The sequence below is a fragment of the Lactobacillus helsingborgensis genome, from assembly GCF_003173695.1.
GTDB lineage: Bacteria > Bacillota > Bacilli > Lactobacillales > Lactobacillaceae > Lactobacillus > Lactobacillus helsingborgensis.
Genome location: NZ_CP029544.1, coordinates 415,541 through 439,763, shown reverse-complemented (window position 1 = coordinate 439,763; position 24,223 = coordinate 415,541). Strand labels below are relative to the sequence as shown.

The window sequence follows — 24,223 nt, the reverse complement described above, 5'->3', positions numbered from 1 at the left end:
CAAACAAAGCACAGAAAATATAATAAACCCATTCATATAAAATTTAAATAGCAAAAGCTAAATAATTGTAATTTATTTTCTTCAAGTTTTACTGGAATTAAACAGGCAAAAAAAGAAGCAGTCTATTTAAAACTGCTTCTTTTTCGGGTTGGGTGTTCGTAAGAACAATTGGGTTAGCTGGATTCGAACCAGCGCATACTAGTACCAAAAACTAGTGCCTTACCGCTTGGCTATAACCCAATGCCATTTGAGCTTTTACTTGCTTGCTCAACATTAAATAGTATAGGAAATTGTGTCCTGCAAGTCAAGCAAAAAAATATTTTTCTTATGATAAATTGAGCTCATAGGCGTTTCTGGCACTGTTTTCAGTCTGATCAACCTGAACTATCCCCCGGTAATTAAACCCTTGACTTTTAATCAGGCCCTGCATGCGCTGATTAAGTGCGTGGGTATCAATACGGAAGTTCTTGATGCCCAACATTAGACCACGAGAAATTAAATTTGACATCATAAATTGACTCAGGTGCTGTCCGCGAAATTCTGTGCTTATTGCAATCCGATGAATGGTGGCATATTGTTCACTAGTATTTGCCCAAGAACCGTCTATTTGTGCATAGTTGGGATCAGGTGTTGTCAGTAAAACTGCCACTCCCGCTATGGTTTGATCTGCTACAAGGCAATAAGCACGCTCTTTAGCTATATCTTCAGTAAGCATTTCCCGATTGGGACTGCCACTTTGCCACTGAGGAATGCCGTCTTTTTTTAATAGCTTCTTTGCTTCATCAATGATTGTCATGACCTGATCCAGATCTTCTTTTTTGGCTAAACGAATGTATACTAACATTTTCATATCCTATCTTGTCAAACTTATAAGTGAAAGCAAGAGCAGCCCGTCAACAAGGCTGCTCTTTTTAAGGCTCAAACCCAGAGTTGTATTTTTTACTTTTTACAATGTATGTGGGAACGCTGATAAAGTGCAAAGAACAAATATTATCATTATGAGAGATACTAAAGCCATAATAATTGTAGTCGCCATCATGCAACGATCCTTGAGTATTAAACAAATCGCCAGCGTGCTCCCATTCCTGATAATAATTCCGGTCGGCACTTTCTTCTTCGCCACTGCCGACATAACCAAAAATCATTTGTTTTAAACCAAAATAGATACTCTTTTTTAGTTCTGTCATAGTCATTGTCGAATTAGGATTATAAAACCCAGCCATATCTTCAACAAAGTTGTCATCAAGTTTTAAGCCGTTAGCATTGCATGCACGAACAATTCCGGGAACATAGTGGCTGTCTTTAATGGTCTTATTGTTTTTACTGTACTCTAGCGCAATGTCAGCGGCTAACTTACCTGTTCCGCCACTTGCAACCCACGGAGCTAGGCTTAAATCATTTCTAGCTTCATTGATCAGTCTTAAAGAAAAAGCTGTTAGATCACCAATCTGCTGTGGGGTTAGCTGACCTAAATCTACTTGGGTTTCATCATCAGCTTTACTTTCAGATACTTTTAGACGGCTAAAATCATTGATCTTCATCCCCTGCATTGATGCATCAATAAAACTTTTACTTGGTTTGCCCTGATAGGCAGATAACAGTTCAGTTTTAGTATAGCCGCTTGGCAGCACCATCTTTGCTTTGGTATAAACACGTTTGGTACTCTTTTTAATGACTTTGACATCTTTAGCCAGAATCCAATGGGAATTGTTGCCAATTTTATAAGCCATTTTCTTTTTCTTGCCAATCTTTTTCTTTGCGCTATAGGGATAGCGGTATTTAGATTGCGCATAAAAGTTGGAATGCTTACCAGATAACTTATAAAGTCGTACTTTTTTCTTCTTTTTTACTTTAACGTAACCTTTTATAGTAGCTGCTGCTGCTTGTTCAGGTTCACCTAAAGTCAATCCTGGAATTGTGATTAAAAAAATAATATTAACGACGGCAATAGCAAGTTTGCTTTTCTTCATAATCTTCCTCGAGAGTTACTCTTATATTGGCTCTTTTTGGTATAAATTTAATTCTAAACTTATTACTAGAGAATTCCAATTAAATTATTTTTTCAATTCAAAAAACAACTTGAAATATTAGTTAATTTACTAAATTGGTAAAAATAAAACTAAGTAACTAGAAAATAAAAAGCAGACGCTAATTCACGAGCGTCTGCTGATATCAATCTTTATTTTTAACAGCCAGCTAATTAGTACCAACCATTAGCTTGCCAAAATTGTTTAGCAGCTGCCCATGAACCATAACGAGTCGCAACGTAATTGTTAGCAACACGTTCTTGGTTAGCAGCTGAGTAGTCACCATTAAGGTATGAAGCAGAAAGTTGGTATTTACCAATGTACTGTCCATTTTGTGCACTGTATGAGCCACCGGATTCACGATTTGCAATCCATGCCTTAGCCCCTGCTTCTGTATCAGAAGCAGCAGCAGTGTAATTTACATTATTATAATTTGTAGAATCATTATTAGCAGCAACTGTACTGTTTTGCGTTACGCTGCCGGTTGCAGCTGCTGTATTTTGAGATTCATTTGCTGGGTAGTAGCCTTTATTAACATATTTAGCTCTAACCCATTGATTCTTGCCTAGGTCATACCACTTGTGACCCTTCTTGTCATAAGCAGTTTTAATGACTTTCCAAGAAGAATTACTTGGTAAAATTTGCCCAGTAGCTTCAGGATGTTTGTAACTGTCCCAAACACGAATTGAATTGCCATCAACGTAGTTTACAGTCACAACTGCTGCATCATTTTCTACAGTAGCTGCTTGAACATCGCTAGTATTAGCTTTGCTCATGATCGCAACTCCTGAAGCAGATAATGCTGCTACTGCTGCTGATTTAACTAAGATAGATTTTACCTTCAAAAAAATTCTCTCCTTAAATAAAAATCCTTAACAATTTTTTCAAATCAAAAATAGCAAAGTATTATTCAATTTGATGGTTTATATAGTACAACGTTAAAGTTGCAGAACCATAACAGGAATATCACTCAACTTTTAAGAATTAATTACCTCTGCCACTCAAAATGTCACACTTGTAACACAAATTTATTCTAAATTTAGTGCTTGAAAACGCTGCAGCAGCAAGGGATTAAACTTGAATTGCTAATAGCAAGAACACCCGTTTGCAATGTGCAAACATAGCTGAACAAAACTAATTTTGCAACACAAATGAAAAACTTTGACTAGTTTTACTCGTTTACCCAATAAAGTGTTATAGTAAAATTTAGATTTGGCAGAAAGGAAAAACACAATGAGCAAATACGAAGTTATTTTAGATGAAGAAGACTTGCAAATGATTAAGGATTGTCATTCCAAAAATCCTGCAATTATGAAAGCAATGGAAAACGCTAAAAAAATAGCAGATTAAAATACACTGATCACAGAAGGCAGCAATTTGCCCTCTGTTTTTGTTTGATTTGAATATCTGAATGAGAAGAATTCATGAATTAAACTACAGTATGCAAATGCCGCTTTTTTATTTTTAAACAAAATGATGAACGGAATTAAACAGCAATTACCTCATTTGGGCGGCACTCGGTCGACAAAACTAGTTCGGAAACAAAAATATTGGTCTTATTTTGAAAATTATCATATTAAATAAAAAAACTTTCTACATCTAATTACAGTGTAGAAAGTTTTCTTTTAATCTAAAAATCACTTAGCAATTTTTAACTTTTCCTGCCAGGACTTAGCCTTTTTAAGAGCCTCATTCAAGCTTTCGATATTTTCTTTACCTTGAGTAGATAACCATTTTCTACCTGCTGCTTCACTTTCAGCCGCAAAAGGTTTGATTGCGGGTTTCCAAGTAGCTCGCCCGCAAAGAACACCGTTAAAATCAGCACCAGCTTCTTCAGCCATTTTGATTTCAGCGATAAATTCTTCACTGGTTACACCAGCAGACAGGAAAATATATGGTAAATCAGTTATTTCAGACTGCTTCTTTAGCAAAACCTTAGCTTCTTCTTGAGTGTAAACAACGTTGTTGTCCCCATTAAAGCCGGCAACAAACTTAATGTTGAAAGGAATTTCAACCTTTAAGACAGTTACACCGTATTGGGGTTTGGAAAATTCTTTCATTGTTTTAAGCACTTTATCAGCCTTAACTTTTGCAAACTCCTCGCTTTTAGCGTCGGCAATATTTGCGTCATAAGTTAAAACTTCTAAAAAGAATGGTAGTTCATTAGCTTGAGCTTCTGCACCAACTCTTTCAACAAAAGCCTGCTTCTTATCATTAATTTCCTGTCCTTCATCGGGATCATAGTAAACCAAAAACTTAATGGCATCGCCACCTTCATTTTTAATTCTTAATCCAGACTGGTTAGCAATTAGGTCAGGCATTCTGCCCGGTTCTGTCGTATCATAACCAGTTTTTTCATAAGAAAGCAGCAAGCCGCAAGCTTGATCTCTGACTTTGGTTGCCGGTAAGCCATATTCAGGATCAGTCAAAATGGCTGAAGCATAAGGAGTCAGTTCACTGGAAACTGCTTTTTTAAAATCAACAATCGTTGTTTCGTCAGCAGGCTTATTAGCAGCATCAGCCAGCATTTTTTTCAAAGAGCCACGTTGATCAATTGCCAAGGCGCTGATGATGCCGTCAGCCGTTGACAATTTTGCCATGTGTTCAGCAACTGCTGCAGAAATTGTTCTCATTATATCTCTCCTTCAATATCATTTTTCTTTTCATCTTTAAAACGACGAGTGAAAAGATTAAAAATGAAATACAAATTTAAAAGTTTATCCTCTTGATTTACCGCCAGACACATTAACAGTCTGTCCGGTCATATAACTTGATCTGTCTGAAAGGAAAAAGACAACAAGATTGGCAACTTCAGATAATTTGCCACTCCTACCTAAAGGAATTGTTGAAGTGTTGGCGTAGCCAGCACGTAATTGCTCAACAGTTTCATGTCTAGAATATGCTAAGCCTTCTTCATAAGATAGGGTTCTTAGTCCAGTTGCTTCCAGTACACCTGGTGCAACACCGATTACGCGGACATTGTATTGACCTAATTCTTTAGCCCAAGCTCTGGTAAAACCATTGATTGCTCCCTTGGTTCCAGAATAAATTCCAGCACCCTGTGAGCCTTCCAAGCCTGATTCAGAGGACATATTAACAATTACACCATGTTTTTGTTTAACAAGAATTTTAGCAACTGCAGAAGACATTAAGAAAACACTTTTAACATTAACATCAAACATCTTGTCATAATTGTTTTCATTGATTACATATTTACCGTCTGGATCTTTGGGATCAACCAGAATACGAGGGATGTTAATACCAGCGTTATTCACTAATCCATCCAACTGACCGAAGTGATCAATTGCTGTTTTAACGACATTTTCTGTATCTTCTTTACTGGTGACATCTGTTTTAACCCATAAATAATTTGGTGCTTCACGTTTGTCATCATTTAAATCAGCATTGACAACCTTAGCTCCATCATCAAGCAGTTCATCTACAATCGCGCTCCCTATTCCTGAAGAGCCGCCGGTTACGATAAAGACCTTATTCTTAATATTTAACCAATCATTCTCGTGCAACATTACTAACCTCTTGTTCTATTTTGTTCTAATTTTTTTCTTCGACTGAATCAATCTTGTACAATGATTTCTTTTTGTAGCTGATATAGGTATAAACGAAAGCGCTTACCCAAAGGACAAAAATAATAAGCAACCCAATGCTGAATTCCTTTGAAAGACCCTTAGCCAAGATATAGGTAATAGGATTACCACCTTGGTCTAATGAGCCGACTTTCTTATTTGCTGCTAACAAACCAACAGAGCGACCTAGCTTAACTTGATACTTCCAAGTTTGGTTAGAAATCCAGATCGTCATGGTCATAATAGCAGTACCTGAAATCAATGTTCTAAAAATGTTACCTTTATGAATACCTGCCGCAATAGCAACAAAGAATCCAATAGTAGCCAAATCACCAAATGGTAAAATGCGGTTGCCAGGGATGATCATCGCTAAAAGGAGTGTAATCGGAATTAGCAATAAACTGGTCGCAATTACGTTGGAATCACCTAGTAACAAGGCTGGATCCATACCAATTGTGAAATTAGCGTTTTTAAAGTGCTTATCCATAATTTTTTTGGCAGCGTCTGAAATTGGAATTAAACCTTCCATAATGTATTTCACAACCACTGGCATCAAAACCATGACACTCGCCATTTGAATGGCCAAAGTTAAAGCTTTACCAATTCCTTGTCCTGCTAATAGACCGATTATTAATCCTAAAAAGGCACCTAAAATTGATGGTTGACCAAAAACTCCAAATCTCTTTTCAATAGTTTCAAAAGAAATATCTATTTTATTTAATCCTGGAATGTGGTCAATTAAATCATCAATTGGCTTAGCAAATACTCCCATGATTGCTGAATCGCCATGAGGGATTGAGATACCGTTTAAGCCAAAATAATTATCTGTAACTGGCGTAAAAATATCACCCAGTTTAAAAACAATGGCCGAATGAATTATGATGGCGATAATTGCCAGCCAGTAGCTGCCTGTAACAACTTGTACAATACAGCCAGTAAAAGCCATATGCCAAATATTCCAAATGTCGACATTAACAACTTTTGTCATCTTAGTCAGCAGCATAATTACATTAACGATAATTGAAACTACAATTGCTATTAATCCTAGTTCTGATGCCCACGCTAAAGGTGATGTTCCTGGCCAGCCAACGTCAACGACGTCTAGGCCTAAGTGAAAGTTCTTAGCCATTGCTTCGGCTGCTTTACCCAAGTTATTGGTAAGCAGTTGAATTACCAAGTTTATTCCTGTAAAACCGACACCGATTGAAAGAGCGGCTTTGAGGGATTTACCCACACCTGCGCGGAAAATGACACCAATGATAAAGATCACAATTGGTATCATAACTGAGGCACCTAAGTTAACTATATATTGTAAAACTTGCATTTAAACACCTCATTTTCTTGAGATAACTTCTGGAATTTTATCTTCCAGTTTTTTATATATTTTTCTATCAATCGTATCTGAAATTAAAATATCAATATCTTCTATGCTGGCAACATTTTGGGTATAAATCTGATTAAATTTTGAATGATCAACCCCAACTGCTACTTTCAAGCACTTCTTTACAAAGATTCTTGATAATTTAGACTCATCTATACTAAAGTTTGAAAGTCCTACCTTTGTATCAAAACCGCCACCACTAAAGAAACCAATATTGATGTTTAATGAATCTAAATATTCATGAGCGATTTCGCCTACAAAAGACCCTTCATTTTTCCTAGCTCTCCCCCCTAATACAAAGAGTGCAATATTATCATCTTTATAGAGCTCATTGATGATAGGAAGCGAATTAGTTACAACTGTCAGTTTTTTAAACCTATGAAGTTTCTGAGCTACGAACAAGGACGTGGTACCGAAGTCCAAATAAATCGTATCCCCTTCTTTAATACAATTACAAAATGACTCAGCAATTTCGTTTTTTTCTGCGACCATAAAGTCTAATCTTTTTTCGTAAGGGGTTTCATCTTTTGAAACAATTAAGATAGCACCACCACGGATCAAAGTTACTTTGCCTTGATCTTGTAATACTGATAAATCGCCTCGAATGGTTTCCCTGGAAACATTTAACTTTTTGGATATAAAAGAAATTTTTAGAGTATTTTGTGATTGAAACATATCTAAAATTTTCATTCTACGTTTTGTTGCGTCCAAATTTACACTCCTTTTTTTTCGCTTCGAATTTAATATAAGACTGATTAAGTACAATTGCAATACTTTTGACAAAAATATTTTGCAAAAAATAAAATATGACAATTTTTTTGTCTAAAAGTATTGCAAATATCTAATGAAAGCGCTATTCTATTTTAAGACTACTTCAGTTTTTATAAAAATATTTAAGCTAATGGAGATGATTATATTGGAAATAATTCATAAAAATCTTGTTTTTCCAAATAAAAAATTTAAAAATGATCATGATGCGTTGTCTTTTCTGGCATTAGAGGTTGAAAATGCCGGTTATGCTCGTTCTACATATAAAGATGCTGTGCTAGCAAGGGAAAAGATCTTTCCTACGGGTTTGCCAACCGGTAAAATTAACGTTGCTATTCCTCACGCAGATTCAGAACATGTAATAACATCTACTTTAGCTGTAATGACATTAAAAGAGCCCGTAGACTTTCATAATATGGGAGAACCAAAAAGCACTTTACCAGTTTCCATTGTTATTATGATGGCAATTGCAGAGCCAAAAGGACAGTTATCAATGTTGCAAAAGATCATGGGCATTGTGCAAGATGCGGAACATCTCAAAGAACTCATGAAATACACTACAGCAGAAGAATTATTTGCTGATTTAAACCAAATTTTTCAAGAAGTTCACATTTAATATTTAGTCAGAGAAAGGAATAGAATTATGAAAAAGATTTTAGTAGCTTGTGGTTCTGGGATAGCCACTTCAACAGTTGCACGCAACAAATTGGAAGAAGAATTGAAAAAACGGGGGTTTGGTAGTGATAAAGTGAGCTTTTCACAGACTTCAATTCCCCAATTACGTAGTCAAGCAAATGACTATGATTTAATCGTCACTACTGCAAAGTATACTGAAGACGTAGGTACTCCGGTCATTAACGGCTTAGCTTTTCTCACCGGCATTAATATGGATAATACAGTTGATCAAGTTATCAGTGCTTTGCATTTGCAATAACAATACACATTCTTTCTTTAATTAAATAAGTGATTTTACCAATTAGCAAAATCACTTATTTTTATGTTTTTTATTTTAAAAATCTTAATTTAAGAATTTATATTACAATTAAATATAATTGCAAAAACAAAGGAAGATATATGTTCAAAAAAACACGTTTTACGCTACAGTCAAAAACTATTTTTCTGGTTTTTTTTACCACTATTGTTTTTATTTTAACTGCTGGCACCATCACATCATATCAAGTAGCGCAAAACCAAAAGCAAATCATCAAAGAAGAAATTAATAGTGTGGCTAAAATTGTCGCCAATAATCAGCAGGTACAAACTGCTTTAAGAAAAAGAGTCAAACCGACAAAAGATAACTCGATCCAAAAATATGCTGACCAAGTAAAAAAAGAGACTAAAGTAGACTTTATTGTGGTACTTGACAATAACTACGTCCGTTATTCCCACCCTGCTGAAAATCATATCGGCAAAAAATTTAGTTCGCCTTCTGATGCTCAAAAATCAAGTTCCGGTAAGGCGCATTATTCACACCGTATGGGTGTTTTGGGAACCGGCTACCGTATTTTTCGTCCAATTTTTGCGCAAGAAAAGCAAATCGGAATTGTTTGTGTCGGCTTAACTGACAAATCAATCAGTAAAGTTATTCGAGTTGCTCAAAGATCTGTTGTGATTGGCTCTTTGGTTGCCCTAATAATTGGCATACTGCTGGCGTTATTAATAGCAAGGCACATTAAAAAAACGCTGTTCGACATGGAGCCAAATGAAATTGCATTTAAGCTCACAGAATTATATGCTATTAATGATAGTATTGATGAAGCGCTTATCGTGGTTAATAATCAAAAAATTTTAATTACGGCTAATCACTTGGCCAAGAAAACTTTTCCTGCTCTAATAGTAGGAAAGTCTCTGGATAAAAATTTAAATGATTTATTATTTGCAGATAACCAGCAATTGCCTAAGACAAATGAACTGGTCTTGATCAATGCTAAAGAATATATTGTTTCAGTCAGCCAGCTGGTATACCATAAGCAGATTTTTGGTCAAGTAGCTTTACTGCAGGATCAATCCAAATATCAGAAACTATCCGAGCAGCTTGCAGGCAGTCAGCAATACATTCAGTCACTGCGGGCACAGTCACACGAATTTCTAAATAAATTGCAGGCAATTTATGGCATGATTGAATTAAAACAGTATGATCAAGTTAACTCATTCATCGCGCAAATAAATCAAAATTACCAGCAAGAATTTGGCCAATTGAATAAGCAACTCGAATCTCCTGCACTCGTTGGCTTCTTGACTGGGAAAATGAACCAGGCACAAGAGCAGAGAATCAGCTTGGAAATTACGCCAGACTCCAACTTACCGCAAAAGATTGTTACTGAGCAACTGAATTTGGACCTGATTAAAATACTAGGCAACCTCATTGACAACTCGCTCGCGGCAATTAAAGATAGTGGCAAAATTACCTTAACAATTAATTTTGACAGCGAAAGTTCCGTTTTGATTATTGAAGTTACAGATACCGGCACTGGCATTTCAAGCGAAGTCAAAAAGCATTTGTTTAAACAGAAGTATTCAACTAAGGGTAAAGATCACGGCTATGGACTTATACTGGTGCAGCAAATCATTAAATCCTATAGTGGTCATCTTGTAGTTTCATCTTGTAAGCCTCATGGCAGCAATTTTTATATAGAATTACCTTTGCAGGAAAAAAGCGAAAAGGAATAAAATGTTAACAATTTTAATAGTTGAAGATGACCCAATGGTCAGCTCAATTAACAAACAATATTTAACGAGAATTATTAAGCCGGAAAACTTGACTGTTTATCAAGCTGATACGGCCCAAAAGGCATTGGCAATTACTAAAAAAATCAGTCCTGACCTGATATTGCTTGATGTTTATCTCCCTAAAACTTCCGGTACCGAACTGTTGAAACAATTTATTAAGCACAATCTCCACCCCAATGTCATTATGCTTTCTGCCGCCAAAGACAGCTCAAATATCAATATAGCTTTAAAATATGGTATTTTGGATTACTTACTTAAACCTTTTTCTTTTAAACGTTTTAAAGAAGCAATTGAACATTTTCTAAAATATAACGAATTGTTGCAAAAAGACAATGTGGTATCACAAGGTGAACTAGATCGCATTTTTATCACTCAAGATATTAATAACTCAAATAATGATAATGGTTTGCCTAAAGGACTTTCGGACTTTTCTTTAACCAAAATTGAAGCTGCTATTTCTAAACTTGCCGGCGAATTTTCCAATCAAGATGTAGCACGACAATCAAAATTATCACGCATTACTACTAAGAAATACTTGGATTATCTGGAAAAAACCGGCAAACTTTCTGCCAAAGTACACTATTTAAAAATTGGTCGTCCAATTAAAATCTACAAATTGAATAAATAAAAAAACAAGCTACTAATGTAGCTTGTTTTTAATTAGATAAACTTTAGTCAAGTTTGACATCATTATCAGTATGACCTGTTTCCAAAACTTGGTGGAAGTTTTCATAACTGACGTTAATCATGTCTGTTAAAGCTGGACTGGTGTATGAGCCAATATGAGGGGTTAATAGAACTTTAGGATATAATTCTGTTAATTGTCTAGTCAAATCATTTGTGATGTTACCATTAAAATTATGTCCCAATACTTCTTCTTCATCAGGTAGCACGTCACTTGCAAAGCCGGCAATTTGACCATCTTTAATTGCCTTAATCACAGCAGGGTAATCTGCCAGTTGTGATCTGGCTGTATTAACCAGAACAGCATTTTTCTTCATTTTACTTAGAAAAGTCGCATCTATTAAATTGTCATTTTGTCCTGGGAAATACGGTACGTGAATTGAAACAATGTCTGATTGCGCTAATAATTCGTCTTGACTTACAAACTTAACATATTGCTTGGCAAAGTCACTCGGATAAGGATCATAGCCCAAAACATTGGTCCCCATACCATGATATAGTTGTGCTTCGGTAGCACCAATTCTACCAGTACCAATGATACCTACTGTACTTGAATGAACTTCCCCTGAAAAAGTAGCTGTCGAAACTGAAAAGTCTCCTTTATTAGTCAAGCTGGTAGCTAAGGCAGTATGTCTAAAGAGCATCATTCCTAAAGTCATAGCTAATTCGGCCACTGCGTATGGTGAATAAGCAGGAACGCGGGCAACTTTCATATCATATTTTTTAGCTGCCTTGAGATCAATATGGTTATAACCTACTGTTCTTGTGAAAACATATTTAATGCCCCACTCATGGAATTTGGCCAAGTTGGTTTCATCACCCACACAATTGGCTCTGAGTAAAACCGCATCAGCCCCCTTGGCCGTTTCAACATTATCATGGGTTAACATGTCAGATTCAAGTTGTAAATCATAATTATATTTATTTAATTTCTTAAAATAATCTACTTCATTTTTGCGAACGCCGTAGGCTACTATTTTAAACATATAGAATTTCCCTCCTAATTAGTGAAATATACCCATCTGGCTCAGAACACCCAGAAAAGCGATCCATATTGGCATGGCAATAACCGCCATAATTGTTGAAATAAATGATGCATCAGAAGATAGCACCGGCTCACGATCAAAGCTGATAGCATAAGATGATGCAACAGCTGCAGTTGGGGTAGCCATCATGATAATAATTGTTCCTAACGCAATGTAGCTGACAGGTAAAATATTAGTTACAGTTAAAATAACCAAAAGCAGTAAGTTCAAGATTGGCACTAGTATAACCTTGTTAAAGCTGTAGTACCAAGAAGTCTTGTTGGCAGCAGCTTCTTTGAATGAGGTTGAGCCTAAAGTTGAACCGATTGATAACCAAGCCAGAGGTGAAGCCAGATTTGCTAAGTATTGCATCGGTTTATATAGCCAAATTGCGGTTTGATCAATACGGTAAAACGCAACGTGAACTATTGGTGCATTGGCATCAATTACGCCGTTAACTGCTTGTTTAACAGCTACTTGCGGTACGTAATTTTGGCACAACCATAAAATCAAACCCAAGAATGTAGCAATTACGACTGGGTTAACAAACATCTTCTTTAAGTTGCTGGCCTTCATCTTTAATCCAGACATCTTTATATACGCATACGAATATAAGAAGATACGGTAACCGATGTTAAAGATGGAGCTGTACATGATACCCTTAGGACCGAAAACAGCCCCTACAATTGGAATACCAAAGAAAGTAGTTGAACCAAATGTAGTTAGTACGGCTAAAACATCTCTTTTATCTTGAGGGTATTTAACATAGGACAATGGGGTTAAGAATATCAAAATGATATAAATTACAATTCCCCAGATTAAAACGTTCATCCCTTGTGATAAAGTTTCATTACTAATCGGTTGCATAAATGAGTTAAAAGCCAAAGCTGGTAATGCAACCGTCAAAACTATCTTGGACAAAATTTTACCGAATTTTTCAGTAAAAATACCGCGTTTACGCAGGTAAAAGCCCAATAGAATAATGAAAATTGTTGATGTTATTGAACTGACAATCGCAACATTTGAAAAAGTTACTTTGATTGCTTGCGCAATATTCATTTTATTTCCTCCTGTTAGTTATTCTTTTCACATTAATAATACTACTTATTTGTGAAGTTAGTAACTTTAACAAACTAAAGTAACCTTTTGTAACTTATGTAAATAAAAAAGCCGCAATTTTTTACCTAACGGCTTTTTACATTTTATGTCATACTTTTATCCTTAAATTTTTCTAGTCATGATATTTGCCTTCAGCCCACTTCTTGTTTTCAGCGTCAAAAAAGTGTTCATTATCTTTTTGTTCAGGATTTGGCTGCGCAATCTGATCAATTTTTGTAATTAACTGCTTATTCTTACTGGTAGCGTGATAACTTGTATTTAAAAAAGCATCTACAATATCAAAAATAAAATCGCGTCCCAGTACAATACCGCCAAAACCCAGTACGTTAGCATTTAGTTCACGACGGGCGTATTTAGCCTGAGTAACATCCCCGACCATCGCAGCACGGACTCCTTCGTTTTTGTCAGCAGCCGTTGAAATACCTATGCCGGTACCACACAACACAATACCGAAGTCAGCACGACCAGAAGCAACATCTTCTGCTACTCTTTTACCATAAATAGGATAATGCGTCCTGGTATTATCGTGGGTACCCTCATCAATTACCTGATAGCCATTTTCTTTTAAGTGATCAGAAATAGCCATTTTTACGGCAGTAACAACGTGATCATTTCCTAAAGCTACAACAGTGTGCTTATCGACCTTAGGATCAACAAATTCCGGTTGCGGTCTATCGTTATCTAACATGAGATCCCCCTTAAATCATTTCTTCAAGCATATTCAGACGTATTTGATGACGGCCACCTGCATACTTAGCATCTAAATAGTGCTGCACAATTGAATAGGCCAACTTTTCTCCGACAATGCCACTGCCAAGAGCAATAGCCTTGGCACCATTGTGCATGGCGGTCATGTGTGCGGTTCTCTCTTCATTTAAGTTTGCCGTGATCATGCCCTTGACCTTATTCGAAGCCATTGCTGACCCAACTCCATACTCGTCGAACATGATAGCCTTTTCTATTCTATTTTCCAAAACTTTACGTGTTACCTTTAGGCTAGATTCGACAAAGTCCACAGCGGGCTCTGGTGTAACGTCTAAAACTTCATAGTCATGTTCTTTTAGGTAATGTTTTACTTTTTCCTTTAGGGCAAAACCATCTTTGTCACTGCCAATGACAACTTTCATAATCAAGTCTCCTTTCAAAGTGAGTATTTATTAACATTGATACTATTATTTAAATGGAAAAAGTGCTCTTTAGCAAAAGAAATTTTGCTTTTTTTAAAAAATGCACCCTTTGAGATAAATTTAAATTTATCAGAAGTGGTGCATTAAAGAATTAGTTTGATAATAGATTGTTATTTTTTGATTGCTTCAGCAATCTTTTGGTACTTGCGTACGATATCATAGTCACTGTCTTTCGCCCTGACATATCCTTCATGGTCATAGACATTTTCAATCACTTTTCTGCCGCTTTTCGACTTGCCAATAGCAATAAAGGCCTTGGCTAATTTTTCTCTAAACGCTTTAGACATGCTGGGAACTACTGAAATCGTATCATTAGGGATGGGACGGCTGTAGTAAATTGGGACAACCTGCGATTTAATTTTAGGATTATCCTTGATGACGTTATTGCGCGCATCTTCAAAGACAAAGGCAGCATCGGTATCCTTATTTAAAACGTTGAGTACACCTTGGTCATGACCGGTAACGGTAACTAACTTACAGCTGCGCGGAACATCTAACCCTTTTTGCTTTAATTCAGCTACTGGGAAAATATAGCCCGTAGTCGAAGTAGGACCTTGAATGGAAATTGACTTGCCTTTCAGATCTTTCCAGCTCTTAATACCTGAACCCTTTCTGACCAAAATCTCTGAACGCATTGTATGAACTAACTTTTTAGTCCAAGTACCACTCGGAGCTTTCAGTCCGTAACGTTCTGACTGCAATAAGACGTCAGCTGCATGTTGTTTATGAGCTTGCACATAGGCGTCGCCTGGTAAGAAACCCACATCTACTTTTTTAGACTTCATCGCTTCTACCACAGCATTATTATCTGTTGAAACAGAAACGTGAACCGGGATTCCGAGCCTTTTAGACAGCATTTTTTCTAGTGGCTTGGCTTTGCCCTCTAGCTTGTTAGCAGAAACACTGGGTACGAACTGTACGTTTAAAGATTTGGGTGTTCCACTATCGCTTTGTTTTTTAGTTGAATTTGAACATCCAGCCAGAAAAGCAGCCCCTAAAACAGCAACTGCACCGACTAAAAATTTTTTAAATTTTGGCATAATTTCCTCCCACATTGGAAATATAGCAATCAAAAAGGCTCAACATATCATAGATGTAATGCTAAGCCCCTTATTGATCTTATTAAAAAACAGCAACAACAATTTAAAGAGATAAGAAAAAAGCAAATTAAGCATAAAATCTGATTCAGTAATTTGAATTGATTTATACATATGATAATTTACCTCTCTTTCTTAATCTATTAAAATACTAGCACAATTTTATTAATGATAATAGTTGTTTTGCATTAGGAAATTTAATTGTTTTTATGCATACTAAAACCACTCTCTATAAGAGAGTGGTTCCAGATCATTATTATTAGCTAACTTTAGGCCATAGTTGCCATAAGCCCGCAATAGAACCAATATCATATTGGTCCGGTGTTAATCCCGTAATTGCAGTAAATTTCCGCTCTACTTCCGGCTGGGACAAATGTGACCAAACTTTGAGATTTTTGCGGTCAGCACTTTTAACCCAATAACCTAATTTCTTTAAAGCTGGGTAATCATTAACATCTAGTACTAGACCACCTTTAAGCGTAATCAAGTAAGTAGAGCTCCAAAAAACAGTTTCTCCTTTAAAATATTTATTGGTAGTTGGAAAAAGTTTATTTGTCCATTCATATATTTTTAGCGGCCATTTCATAAAAAATACCTCCTAGCAGTAACAATTGCTTTGTAAATAATATGATTATCATCTTGTTACTGTTATCATAGCACCATTTATTCAACTAGAGGGTAAAAATATAGACAGCTTTATTTTTTATAAAAAAGCAAGTATTAATAAACTTGCTTTTTGACAAATATTCCTAATTATCGTATTTTTTATCACTGATTATTTTGCCATTACCAATTGATTTGATTTTTTGACTGCCGTCATCGCTATCACCTGTTTGTTTAAAAAGTCCACCAGTATACAACATGACTTGCTTATGTTCAAAATCATCATGCTCAAAAGTGTAAGTAATCTTATAGGTTACGCTACTACAGTTGTTAGGTGCAGGTGTAATCGAAACTACAGAACATTCCATATTATAGTCATTAATGTCATCGTCATTATTAAAGCCAGAGTTTTGAGAATGTAATTCTTGGTAGCCTTTATTTTCTGCACCACCGATAAAGTCATCTTCCTCTGGAGAATTAAAGTCATTTTCTAAAATATCCTCAGCATCATCTTTGCTAATTAGACCTGGCCATTCTGGCTTAATTACATTACTGCTACTGTCATCATCATCTTCAAAACCCATTTCATCATAATCAACGGTTTCGGATTTAATGGTTTTGCCATCAACTTTAGTAACCACATAAATTTTCATATCATCAGTTACCGGATAATCCTTAAATACTTTATTTCCTTTTTTATCAAGATTACCCACATTTTTATCATTAATATAAACTGCAGCTGCAGGAATACTTTTAATCGTAAAATTGACCGTTTTGATATTCATATCAATTTCTTTATTGGAAAAAATATTAGTACTCTTATCAGCCGATAACTGATGACCTGATGCAGTTGATTTTACTTCAATATGGTATTTACCAGGAAATAACGGTGTGACCTTTTTATAATAATCTTCGCCACTGCCATCAACTCCACCAAACTTTTTGTTATTAATATAAATTGTCGAATTAGCATGATTTGTTCTTATTTGCGGTGAATATGTTTTTAACTGTAAGCAATATTTAGGGAATAAGAGTAAATAGCGACCATTTTGGACCAAACTAACATTTTCATATTGATTACCATATTTAAAAGCTTCAGCCATCTTGTCAGCTTCAACATAATGATCAGCATAATATTCCTGAGTGGGTTTTAAAGCCGCTGTGGTTACACTAGCATTTGGATTTTCAGAAACCACATATGGAGCTAAATCAGCATGCGGGTTTTTTAGACTCGCTGCAATCTGACTAATCTGATTATTTCTCTGGTAATGATTAGAACCCCAAGCATAAAAAGCAGCAAAAGCCACAACCAAAATTCCTAAACAGATTAACAAAATTTTATTTCTTTTTTTCATCGGCTGATGGACAGTTCTTGTTACAACCTTCTGCTGACTAGCGACTGGTTGAACCGAAGTGTTAGTCTGGTTAGAACGATATTCTTTTCTGCTGGGCCTTGCAGGAGAGAGTTTCTGACCACAATTAGGACAAAATTCGGCATCAGGTTTTACCTGCTTACCACAATTAGGACAAAATTTAGATTCACTCATCTTATTCACACTATCTACATTGATCCATTTTGCGTTGCCATTATTTGGTTAATGATTGAATGAATCATAGAGCTATAAATAACTGAATCTAAGATCATCAAACATAAAAATATAATAGCAAACGCGATTAAAAACCCATAAATTTTATCGCGAACCGCTCCATCATCACCAAACAAGATAACGTGTTGACTTGCGATAAATAAGCCTAACATAACCAAAAATAAAACAACGACAAATTTAATACTGTTAAGTCCCAGAATCATTAATAAAAAGAATGCTGCAGCCAAAATTAGGTTTAAATTGCAAGCATGGGCACTACGGTTAACAAACTCTAAAAAGCTGAGCTTTCTGTCATAAATATATCTGTAGCCAGCATAAAAGCCACCAATTACTACTGCTTCAAAAATGACTACAACCACAAATATTTCAAGCATGATGTTAAACGGGACATGAAAATTTTCCCAGCCGCTAATGTTGCTGCCTCTATGATTAGCCCAATCAATTAACGTATTAATAATAGTGTTGGCACAAAAATACAGACCTAAAACGATTAGAGCGTCTTTAATTAAAATCGTTAGCCAACCATACCAACTAGCTACATTCGGATTGCTAGTCCCCGGATTACGCCAAGAATCAACACACCATTGCCAGTAATTTTGAAATTGTCCTTCCGTTTTGTTCGGTGTATTGACATTTTGAACTTCTGGTTCAGTCTGTTGGGGTCCTGTTTTTGCAGTATTTTGCACTAAATCAGCAGCAGACACTGTTTTTTCTTTTTGAACATCAACATTGCGTAAATCATAACCACATGACGTACAAAAATTAACATCTTTTTCCATCATGGCGCCACACTGAGGACATTTTTTCATAGATAACTCCTTCATAAATCTACTAACTTCTATATTTATTTACTAATTTATTTATACCACTATTTAAAAACATGATCTTAGCTTAAAAATCTAGAAATAGCTCATTAACACTTTTTTATTTCAACCTAGTTAATAATTTTTAAATATTACTAAAAAAGCAGAATACTCGTTAAGTTTAAAATTATTTATAAACACTGTCAAATAAGATTGCAATTACTACATTAATACAATTTAAGGTTTTCCAATTATTCAGACGTATATGTAGTAAACTAGAAATTAAAAGAAGATTTGTAGATATGTATGAGGTAAAGATATGAAAATTGTTAATTTAGATAGTTATGCTCTAAATCCTGGTGATTTAGATTGGTCAGCGCTTGAAAAATTAGGTGAATGCAAATTTTATGATCGTACTCCAGTGGACGACGATGATGAAATTTTAAAGCGGATTGGGGATGCTGAAATTGTTTTGACTAACAAAACGCCCCTTGACGAAAAAGTCCTTAAGACTGCGCCTAACATCAAATATATTGGTGTGACTGCTACAGGTTATAACATTGTTGACACTGCTGCAGCTCGTGAAGCTGGCATTCCTGTAACTAACATCCCTACTTATGGTACTGATGCGGTTGCCCAATTTACTTTTGCATTGCTACTTGAAATTACCAGTCAAGTTGGCTTACATAACAAATTAGTCCATGAAGGTCGCTGGAGCAGCAACCCTGATTTTACTTTTTGGGCAAAACCGTTAATGGAACTAAACGGTAAAACTTTAGGATTAATTGGCTTTGGCAACATAGCTAAAAAAGTGGCAGAAATCGGTCATGCTTTTTCTATGAACATAATTTTTTGGAACCATCGGCCAAAATCAGATTTACCAGATTACGTTAAGCAGGTTGAACTTGACGAACTTTATCAAAAAGCAGATATCGTCAGTTTACACGTGCCACAAACTCCAGAAACTACGGAAATGATTAATCAAGGGGCAATTGCTCAAATGAAGGACGGCGTCATTTTAATTAATACTGCTCGTGGCGGTTTAATTAATGAAAAAGATGTCGCAGACGCTTTAAATGAAGGCAAGATCGCTGCAGCGGGGATTGATGTTGCCCAAAAAGAGCCCATTCCTGCTGACAGTCCACTTCTTTCTGCTAAAAACTGTTACATTACCCCTCATATTGCTTGGGCACCGCGCGAAACTCGCAATCGTTTGCTGGGTATTGTCGTTGAAAATCTGCAGGCATTTCTAAAAAGTGAAAAATTAAACGTCGTAAATTAAATATCATAATCAAAAACCAGTAATCTTGATTGATTACTGGCTTTTTATTCTAAAAATTATTTTCCGTGCTTGACCTTGACGTTACGTCAACCAATATACTTAATTTTGCAAGTGAGGAGATTTTAAACATGTCGTATTCTATCAATAAACTAGCAAAACTAGCTGGCATTTCAACACGAACTTTACGTTATTACGATAAACAGGGACTTTTAAAAGCGCGCAGGAATCCCGAAAATAATTATCGCTATTATGAAGAAAGCGAAGTTGATCAATTGCAGAAAATTCTATTTTTAAAGCTATTTGACTTGCCACTGGAACAAATAAAACAGGTAATGCAGACTTCACCGGAAACTCAATATCAAGTTTTACGAAATCAGCGCAGCAAATTAGTTGCTCAAGAGCAATATCTGGGTGATTTGATTAGGAATTTAGACAAGACACTTGCAACAATGAAGGGAGAAGCACAAATGACTGACACGGAAAAATTTGCCACATTAAAAAAAGAAATGATTACCAAAAATGAAAAACAATACGGTTCGGAAATCAGGAAGAAATATGGGGATGCTCAAATAGATCTTAGTAATGAAAAGTTCAGTTCTTTATCTGCAGATGAATTAGCACATTTCAAAAAATTGACCGCTGAAATTTTAACTGAATTAAAGAACTTTAATAAGACTGCTGATATCAAACAAGCTGCTGGCAAACATCTTTTTGACCTACATAAAGAATATTTATTGACAATATGGCCTAAAGGTCAGTATTCGGGAGAAGCACATAAGAAACTTGCCCAAATGTATGTCTGTGACCCACGTTTTAGCAAATATTATGAAAAAGGCACTGGCAGTCCTGACGCTGCGAAAACGTTGAAAGCAATCATTGACTACTATGCGTAAGACTCTTTAATCTATATAAAGTTAGTTGCAAAATAAAACCTTTCAAATACAGATTCGTTAAGAATTGTTTTGAAAGGTTTTTTGCTTAAGCAATTTTAGTTGTAGATCTTTTATGTAATTGTATTTACTCTCAATTGTATGAATCCAATTCTTTAAAATTACTCCTACTCCATGACCACAACGGATTTTGCAAGTCGGTTGGCACAAATTCAGTGCCCTGCAGTTCTTTTGCCCAAGCACTAATCACATCAGTTTGCACTTTAGCACTTTCCATTTGTTCTTTGGTTATTAAGCCTAATTTATAACTTGCTCTGATTACATGCCTGTCTGCAGCAATATAAATATTATTAGTGTTTTTTAAGAAAATTGCAGTGCATTTACTGAGAACATACAACCAATAGTTACAAAGCTTATTACCAGACAAATAAGGGAACTTTTTCTTAGCGTCTTTCTGCATGAAATGCCTTATTTTATTCACATCATTATCCAAATTGTTAATGAATTTGATAATATTACCGTCAGAAAGCTCCATAAATGTCTGACAGAGTTTAAGCCAAATATCTGTTTGCTTGTTCTTTTGCAAAGCAAGCCGATACTTAGTCAAAGCTTTTTGTACTGATTTATACACAGCAGTAATCACTTTTGCCGGTATAAAAACAAAACTAGTTTCGGGATCTTCATATGTCTTCAAGGCACTTTCCCACAAAGTATAGGAATTTCTCTGATAATTTAAAGGCATTGGCAACGTGAAATAGAGCGCATTTTCATTAGTACTTGGATCTAAGTGCGGGTTGCTATCTTCAGGTAAAATAGTATCACCTAAATCGCCATTTTGGTACATTTGATAAATTTTTCTTGCTTTTTTAAGAATTACATCGGACATAAATCGATGACCTCACTTATTTTTCAAACAAACGCTTAATATTTATACATCAGAGAATTCAAATATTTATGCAAATATTTTTCTTTATCTTCAGGATGATATTGTGTAATAAAACGCGGATGTTCAAGTGGAACTATTTTTTTAAAAAAGCACCACTTTTTATTAATCTTGCTTAGTTCTTGATAATTTTGACCACTGCCTATGCAGTAACAAACAGAAGTATCAATTCCAAAGCTAATTTGCGTTTTAAGTGCAGAAATTATAAGAGGAGTTACCATTTCTTCAACTTGTTTGTTTTCATAATAATTGCAATTTACTTGGTTACCTTTGGAACTGGTCTTGCAAATGCCTACGGGACAAACAAAATTGAGGTAAAAATCATGATAAAACTTGTGCCTACCACCGTATTCATCTATGACTTCATTTAAAAAATTAGAAGCTGCACTATTAACATGAAAGTTCGCTATTGAAATTCCTGTTTCTTTTTGGAGGTTTGAAGCATCTTCAAAGGGAATCCCTGTTATTGCCGATCCTTTTCTCGCAGGTGAACTACCTAATATTAAGCGCCGCTTGTTAGTATCATTGAAATATTTTTGATAGAAAATTTGAACCATTTGTAAAACTTGCTTTTTATTTCTGCCACTATAAGGGTTAATTATTTTATATGGGTCAGGTAAATCAATCTTTACATTACTCAGTTTCTGATCAAATTGAAAAACTTTTTCTGAAAAATTTTGTTTTTGTTGCATAAATTCTATTATTTAGTTACTTCACATTATTTAATACATAAATTTTATCATATATATACATTTATGCTAATTGCTTATTTTTGTTTTCTACTATTTAATTTTTTAATAAAGGTTGAAACTACTGATAGATTTTAAAATAATGTTCTTTCTATCTAGGGGTTAACTTAATAGATTTTTAAGTCATCATATTTACAATAAAATATATAGTTATATAATAAATTGTGATTTAAATATGAAATAGTTAAACTTTTTTGGTTTAAAATAGTTATAGAATGGAATTTATATAATATGAGATTTTTTGATTTGATGACCCTTGATAATATTAGGACAGTAAATAGTTTTGAAACTACTAATGAATATTATAAATATTTAGATACAGCATTTAGATCACAGGAACTTAATGATATTTCAAATTTAGTTAAACAACTAAATGATCACTCTCAAGAAGTAAATACAGATGGTTTCTGTCTGGGATTTAAAATCCCACAAATTTCAAAAGAGTTCGATTTACTTAGGTTTTCAAAAGACTTGATACTTAATATAGAACTTAAATCGAAAAATAAAACCGAATTAGAAATCGAAAAGCAACTTGTTCAAAACTTGTATTACCTCAAGGGATTTAATTACGAAGCCAAAGAAATTCACTTATATACTTATATGAGCGAAAATAATTGTTTATACCATTTGATTAAAAACTCAAAAAATGTTTATGTGTTAACGAAGAATGACTGGAATTCCTTAATCCGTGATTTATCTAATAATTCGGAAAAAGTTAATCTTTCAAATATATGCACGGCAAACAAATTCTTAGTATCTCCGTTTAATAATACTGATAAATTTTTGAATTCTGAATATTTTTTAACAAATCAACAAAGAGATTTCAAAAAAACCATACTTGATAATTATGAAAAAAATTATTTTATAAAAGGACAAGCTGGTACTGGAAAAACCCTTTTGGCGTACGATATAGCTAAAACTTATCAAACTAAAGAAAAAAAGCGAGTTTTAATTATTCACTGTGCAAATTTAAATACAGCCCAAGAAAATAAATTAAATATGTCTGGTTTTACAATAGTTCCTATAAAAGAAATCAATAATTACACACAAACTGATTTTTCTAATTATGATGTTCTTATTGTAGATGAATTCCAAAGAATGCATGAATTAACAACGGTAGATAAAATTTTTGAATTTCGAGGTCAAATTATTATATCTGGAGATCCAAAACAGTGGTTAAACCAAAAAGAAAATCCAGATATAAATCCAGTTGATCTAGACAAATTACTTAAAGAACATAATATTTCTTGTTTAAAGCTAAGTGAAAAAATTAGGAATAATGAAGAAATAGCATTTTTCATAAAACACCTATATAAACTAAGTAAGGCTAATCAAGATATAAAAAAAGGTATCACATTCAATCATATTCATGTTGAATTTTTTCAAGACAAAAATAAGGCAAAACAATTTGCATCGCAATTAATAGAAAAAAATTGGACAGTTATTAATTTGACACCGGGATATAATCAAGAAGAATATTACAAAGATTTTGAAGAAATCTCGGAATATAGCTCACATGATGTAATCGGGCAAGAATTTGACAAGGTTGCTACTTTTATTGGGTCAAATTTTAAATATAATCAACAGACTGGAGATTTAACTAGTGCTAATACCTATTATCCTTCTGTAAAAACTCTATTTGAAAATTTGACTCGCACCAAAGAGGAATTATATTTAATTATAATTGATAATATAGAAGTTTTTAGGCAGTGTATAAAAATCATTAATTCTCCAGAAAAATAAA

24 protein-coding genes and 1 tRNA gene are annotated in these 24,223 nt (G+C 34.7%); 7 read left to right on the top strand and 18 right to left on the bottom strand.

Translation table 11 applies throughout. From position 1 onward, the window contains the following. Positions 1–168: 168 nt before the first annotated feature. The 8 genes from DLD54_RS02095 to DLD54_RS02055 all read right to left on the bottom strand — a co-directional run bounded on the left by DLD54_RS02095 (position 169) and on the right by DLD54_RS02055 (position 7,703). A tRNA-Gln gene (locus DLD54_RS02095) sits at positions 169–240 on the bottom strand. Between the two features lie 85 nt (positions 241–325). Then, a complete protein-coding gene (locus tag DLD54_RS02090) occupies positions 326–844 on the bottom strand; it encodes a GNAT family N-acetyltransferase (protein WP_046326785.1) in 519 nt (172 codons plus the stop codon). 67 nt (positions 845–911) lie between these two features. Continuing rightward, on the bottom strand, positions 912–1,970 hold the full coding sequence (locus DLD54_RS02085; RefSeq protein ID WP_109918072.1) for an SEC10/PgrA surface exclusion domain-containing protein: 1,059 nt from the start codon (positions 1,968–1,970) through the stop codon (positions 912–914). 230 nt (positions 1,971–2,200) lie between these two features. Further along, on the bottom strand, positions 2,201–2,872 hold the full coding sequence (apf, locus tag DLD54_RS02080; RefSeq protein ID WP_109918071.1) for an aggregation-promoting factor: 672 nt from the start codon (positions 2,870–2,872) through the stop codon (positions 2,201–2,203). Between the two features lie 792 nt (positions 2,873–3,664). Further along, positions 3,665–4,660: a tagatose 1,6-diphosphate aldolase gene (locus DLD54_RS02070; RefSeq protein WP_109918069.1), complete on the bottom strand. Its 996-nt coding sequence runs from the start codon at positions 4,658–4,660 to the stop codon at positions 3,665–3,667. Positions 4,661–4,744: 84 nt separating this feature from the next. After that, the gene (locus DLD54_RS02065) at positions 4,745–5,554 is read right to left on the bottom strand and encodes an SDR family oxidoreductase (RefSeq protein ID WP_046326781.1); all 810 of its coding nucleotides are present in this window, start codon (positions 5,552–5,554) and stop codon (positions 4,745–4,747) included. Between the two features lie 25 nt (positions 5,555–5,579). Further along, positions 5,580–6,935, bottom strand: coding sequence for a PTS galactitol transporter subunit IIC (locus DLD54_RS02060; RefSeq protein ID WP_109918068.1), 1,356 nt, complete (start codon positions 6,933–6,935; stop codon positions 5,580–5,582). Positions 6,936–6,944: 9 nt separating this feature from the next. Continuing rightward, positions 6,945–7,703 carry a DeoR/GlpR family DNA-binding transcription regulator gene (locus DLD54_RS02055; RefSeq protein WP_046326779.1) on the bottom strand — a complete coding sequence of 253 codons (759 nt, stop codon included), beginning with the start codon at positions 7,701–7,703 and terminating at the stop codon, positions 6,945–6,947. A 205-nt stretch (positions 7,704–7,908) separates the two neighbouring features. Here DLD54_RS02055 and DLD54_RS02050 point away from each other — a divergent pair, with 205 nt between their 5' ends. From DLD54_RS02050 to DLD54_RS02035, 4 genes are all read left to right on the top strand, one after another. Further along, positions 7,909–8,376 carry a PTS sugar transporter subunit IIA gene (locus DLD54_RS02050; RefSeq protein WP_109918067.1) on the top strand — a complete coding sequence of 156 codons (468 nt, stop codon included), beginning with the start codon at positions 7,909–7,911 and terminating at the stop codon, positions 8,374–8,376. Between the two features lie 27 nt (positions 8,377–8,403). After that, positions 8,404–8,694, top strand: a complete 291-nt coding sequence (locus tag DLD54_RS02045) for a PTS sugar transporter subunit IIB (protein WP_046326777.1) — start codon at positions 8,404–8,406, stop codon at positions 8,692–8,694. A 140-nt stretch (positions 8,695–8,834) separates the two neighbouring features. Further along, positions 8,835–10,430, top strand: coding sequence for an ATP-binding protein (locus tag DLD54_RS02040; protein ID WP_109918066.1), 1,596 nt, complete (start codon positions 8,835–8,837; stop codon positions 10,428–10,430). 1 nt (position 10,431) lies between these two features. Then, positions 10,432–11,118: a response regulator gene (locus tag DLD54_RS02035; protein WP_109918065.1), complete on the top strand. Its 687-nt coding sequence runs from the start codon at positions 10,432–10,434 to the stop codon at positions 11,116–11,118. Between the two features lie 43 nt (positions 11,119–11,161). Here DLD54_RS02035 and DLD54_RS02030 read toward each other — a convergent pair whose 3' ends face one another. From DLD54_RS02030 to DLD54_RS01995, 8 genes are all read right to left on the bottom strand, one after another. Further along, positions 11,162–12,160, bottom strand: coding sequence for an NAD(P)-dependent oxidoreductase (locus DLD54_RS02030; protein WP_109918064.1), 999 nt, complete (start codon positions 12,158–12,160; stop codon positions 11,162–11,164). Positions 12,161–12,178: 18 nt separating this feature from the next. After that, positions 12,179–13,258, bottom strand: a complete 1,080-nt coding sequence (locus DLD54_RS02025; RefSeq protein WP_109918063.1) for an AEC family transporter — start codon at positions 13,256–13,258, stop codon at positions 12,179–12,181. 172 nt (positions 13,259–13,430) lie between these two features. Beyond that, on the bottom strand, positions 13,431–14,006 hold the full coding sequence (gene lacB, locus DLD54_RS02020) for a galactose-6-phosphate isomerase subunit LacB (protein WP_109918062.1): 576 nt from the start codon (positions 14,004–14,006) through the stop codon (positions 13,431–13,433). A gap of 10 nt (positions 14,007–14,016) precedes the next feature. Next, positions 14,017–14,445, bottom strand: coding sequence for a galactose-6-phosphate isomerase subunit LacA (lacA, locus tag DLD54_RS02015; RefSeq protein WP_109918061.1), 429 nt, complete (start codon positions 14,443–14,445; stop codon positions 14,017–14,019). Positions 14,446–14,615: 170 nt separating this feature from the next. Beyond that, complete coding sequence (locus tag DLD54_RS02010) at positions 14,616–15,545, bottom strand: phosphate/phosphite/phosphonate ABC transporter substrate-binding protein (RefSeq protein ID WP_046326770.1); 930 nt, start codon at positions 15,543–15,545, stop codon at positions 14,616–14,618. Between the two features lie 316 nt (positions 15,546–15,861). After that, positions 15,862–16,188, bottom strand: a complete 327-nt coding sequence (locus DLD54_RS02005; protein WP_109918060.1) for a hypothetical protein — start codon at positions 16,186–16,188, stop codon at positions 15,862–15,864. A 163-nt stretch (positions 16,189–16,351) separates the two neighbouring features. Further along, positions 16,352–17,752, bottom strand: a complete 1,401-nt coding sequence (locus DLD54_RS02000; protein WP_109918059.1) for a zinc ribbon domain-containing protein — start codon at positions 17,750–17,752, stop codon at positions 16,352–16,354. A gap of 14 nt (positions 17,753–17,766) precedes the next feature. Next, positions 17,767–18,621: a zinc ribbon domain-containing protein gene (locus DLD54_RS01995; protein WP_158593312.1), complete on the bottom strand. Its 855-nt coding sequence runs from the start codon at positions 18,619–18,621 to the stop codon at positions 17,767–17,769. Between the two features lie 313 nt (positions 18,622–18,934). Between DLD54_RS01995 and DLD54_RS01990 the strand changes: the two genes are divergently transcribed. After that, on the top strand, positions 18,935–19,897 hold the full coding sequence (locus tag DLD54_RS01990; RefSeq protein WP_109918057.1) for a D-2-hydroxyacid dehydrogenase: 963 nt from the start codon (positions 18,935–18,937) through the stop codon (positions 19,895–19,897). 128 nt (positions 19,898–20,025) lie between these two features. Then, positions 20,026–20,790 carry a MerR family transcriptional regulator gene (locus tag DLD54_RS01985; protein ID WP_109918056.1) on the top strand — a complete coding sequence of 255 codons (765 nt, stop codon included), beginning with the start codon at positions 20,026–20,028 and terminating at the stop codon, positions 20,788–20,790. Between the two features lie 130 nt (positions 20,791–20,920). Here DLD54_RS01985 and DLD54_RS01980 read toward each other — a convergent pair whose 3' ends face one another. Then, on the bottom strand, positions 20,921–21,673 hold the full coding sequence (locus DLD54_RS01980) for a hypothetical protein (RefSeq protein ID WP_109918055.1): 753 nt from the start codon (positions 21,671–21,673) through the stop codon (positions 20,921–20,923). A 35-nt stretch (positions 21,674–21,708) separates the two neighbouring features. After that, complete coding sequence (locus DLD54_RS01975; protein WP_109918054.1) at positions 21,709–22,422, bottom strand: uracil-DNA glycosylase family protein; 714 nt, start codon at positions 22,420–22,422, stop codon at positions 21,709–21,711. Between the two features lie 288 nt (positions 22,423–22,710). Here DLD54_RS01975 and DLD54_RS01970 point away from each other — a divergent pair, with 288 nt between their 5' ends. Continuing rightward, the gene (locus tag DLD54_RS01970) at positions 22,711–24,222 is read left to right on the top strand and encodes a DNA/RNA helicase domain-containing protein (RefSeq protein WP_109918053.1); all 1,512 of its coding nucleotides are present in this window, start codon (positions 22,711–22,713) and stop codon (positions 24,220–24,222) included. The last annotated feature ends 1 nt before the right edge of the window (position 24,223 follow it).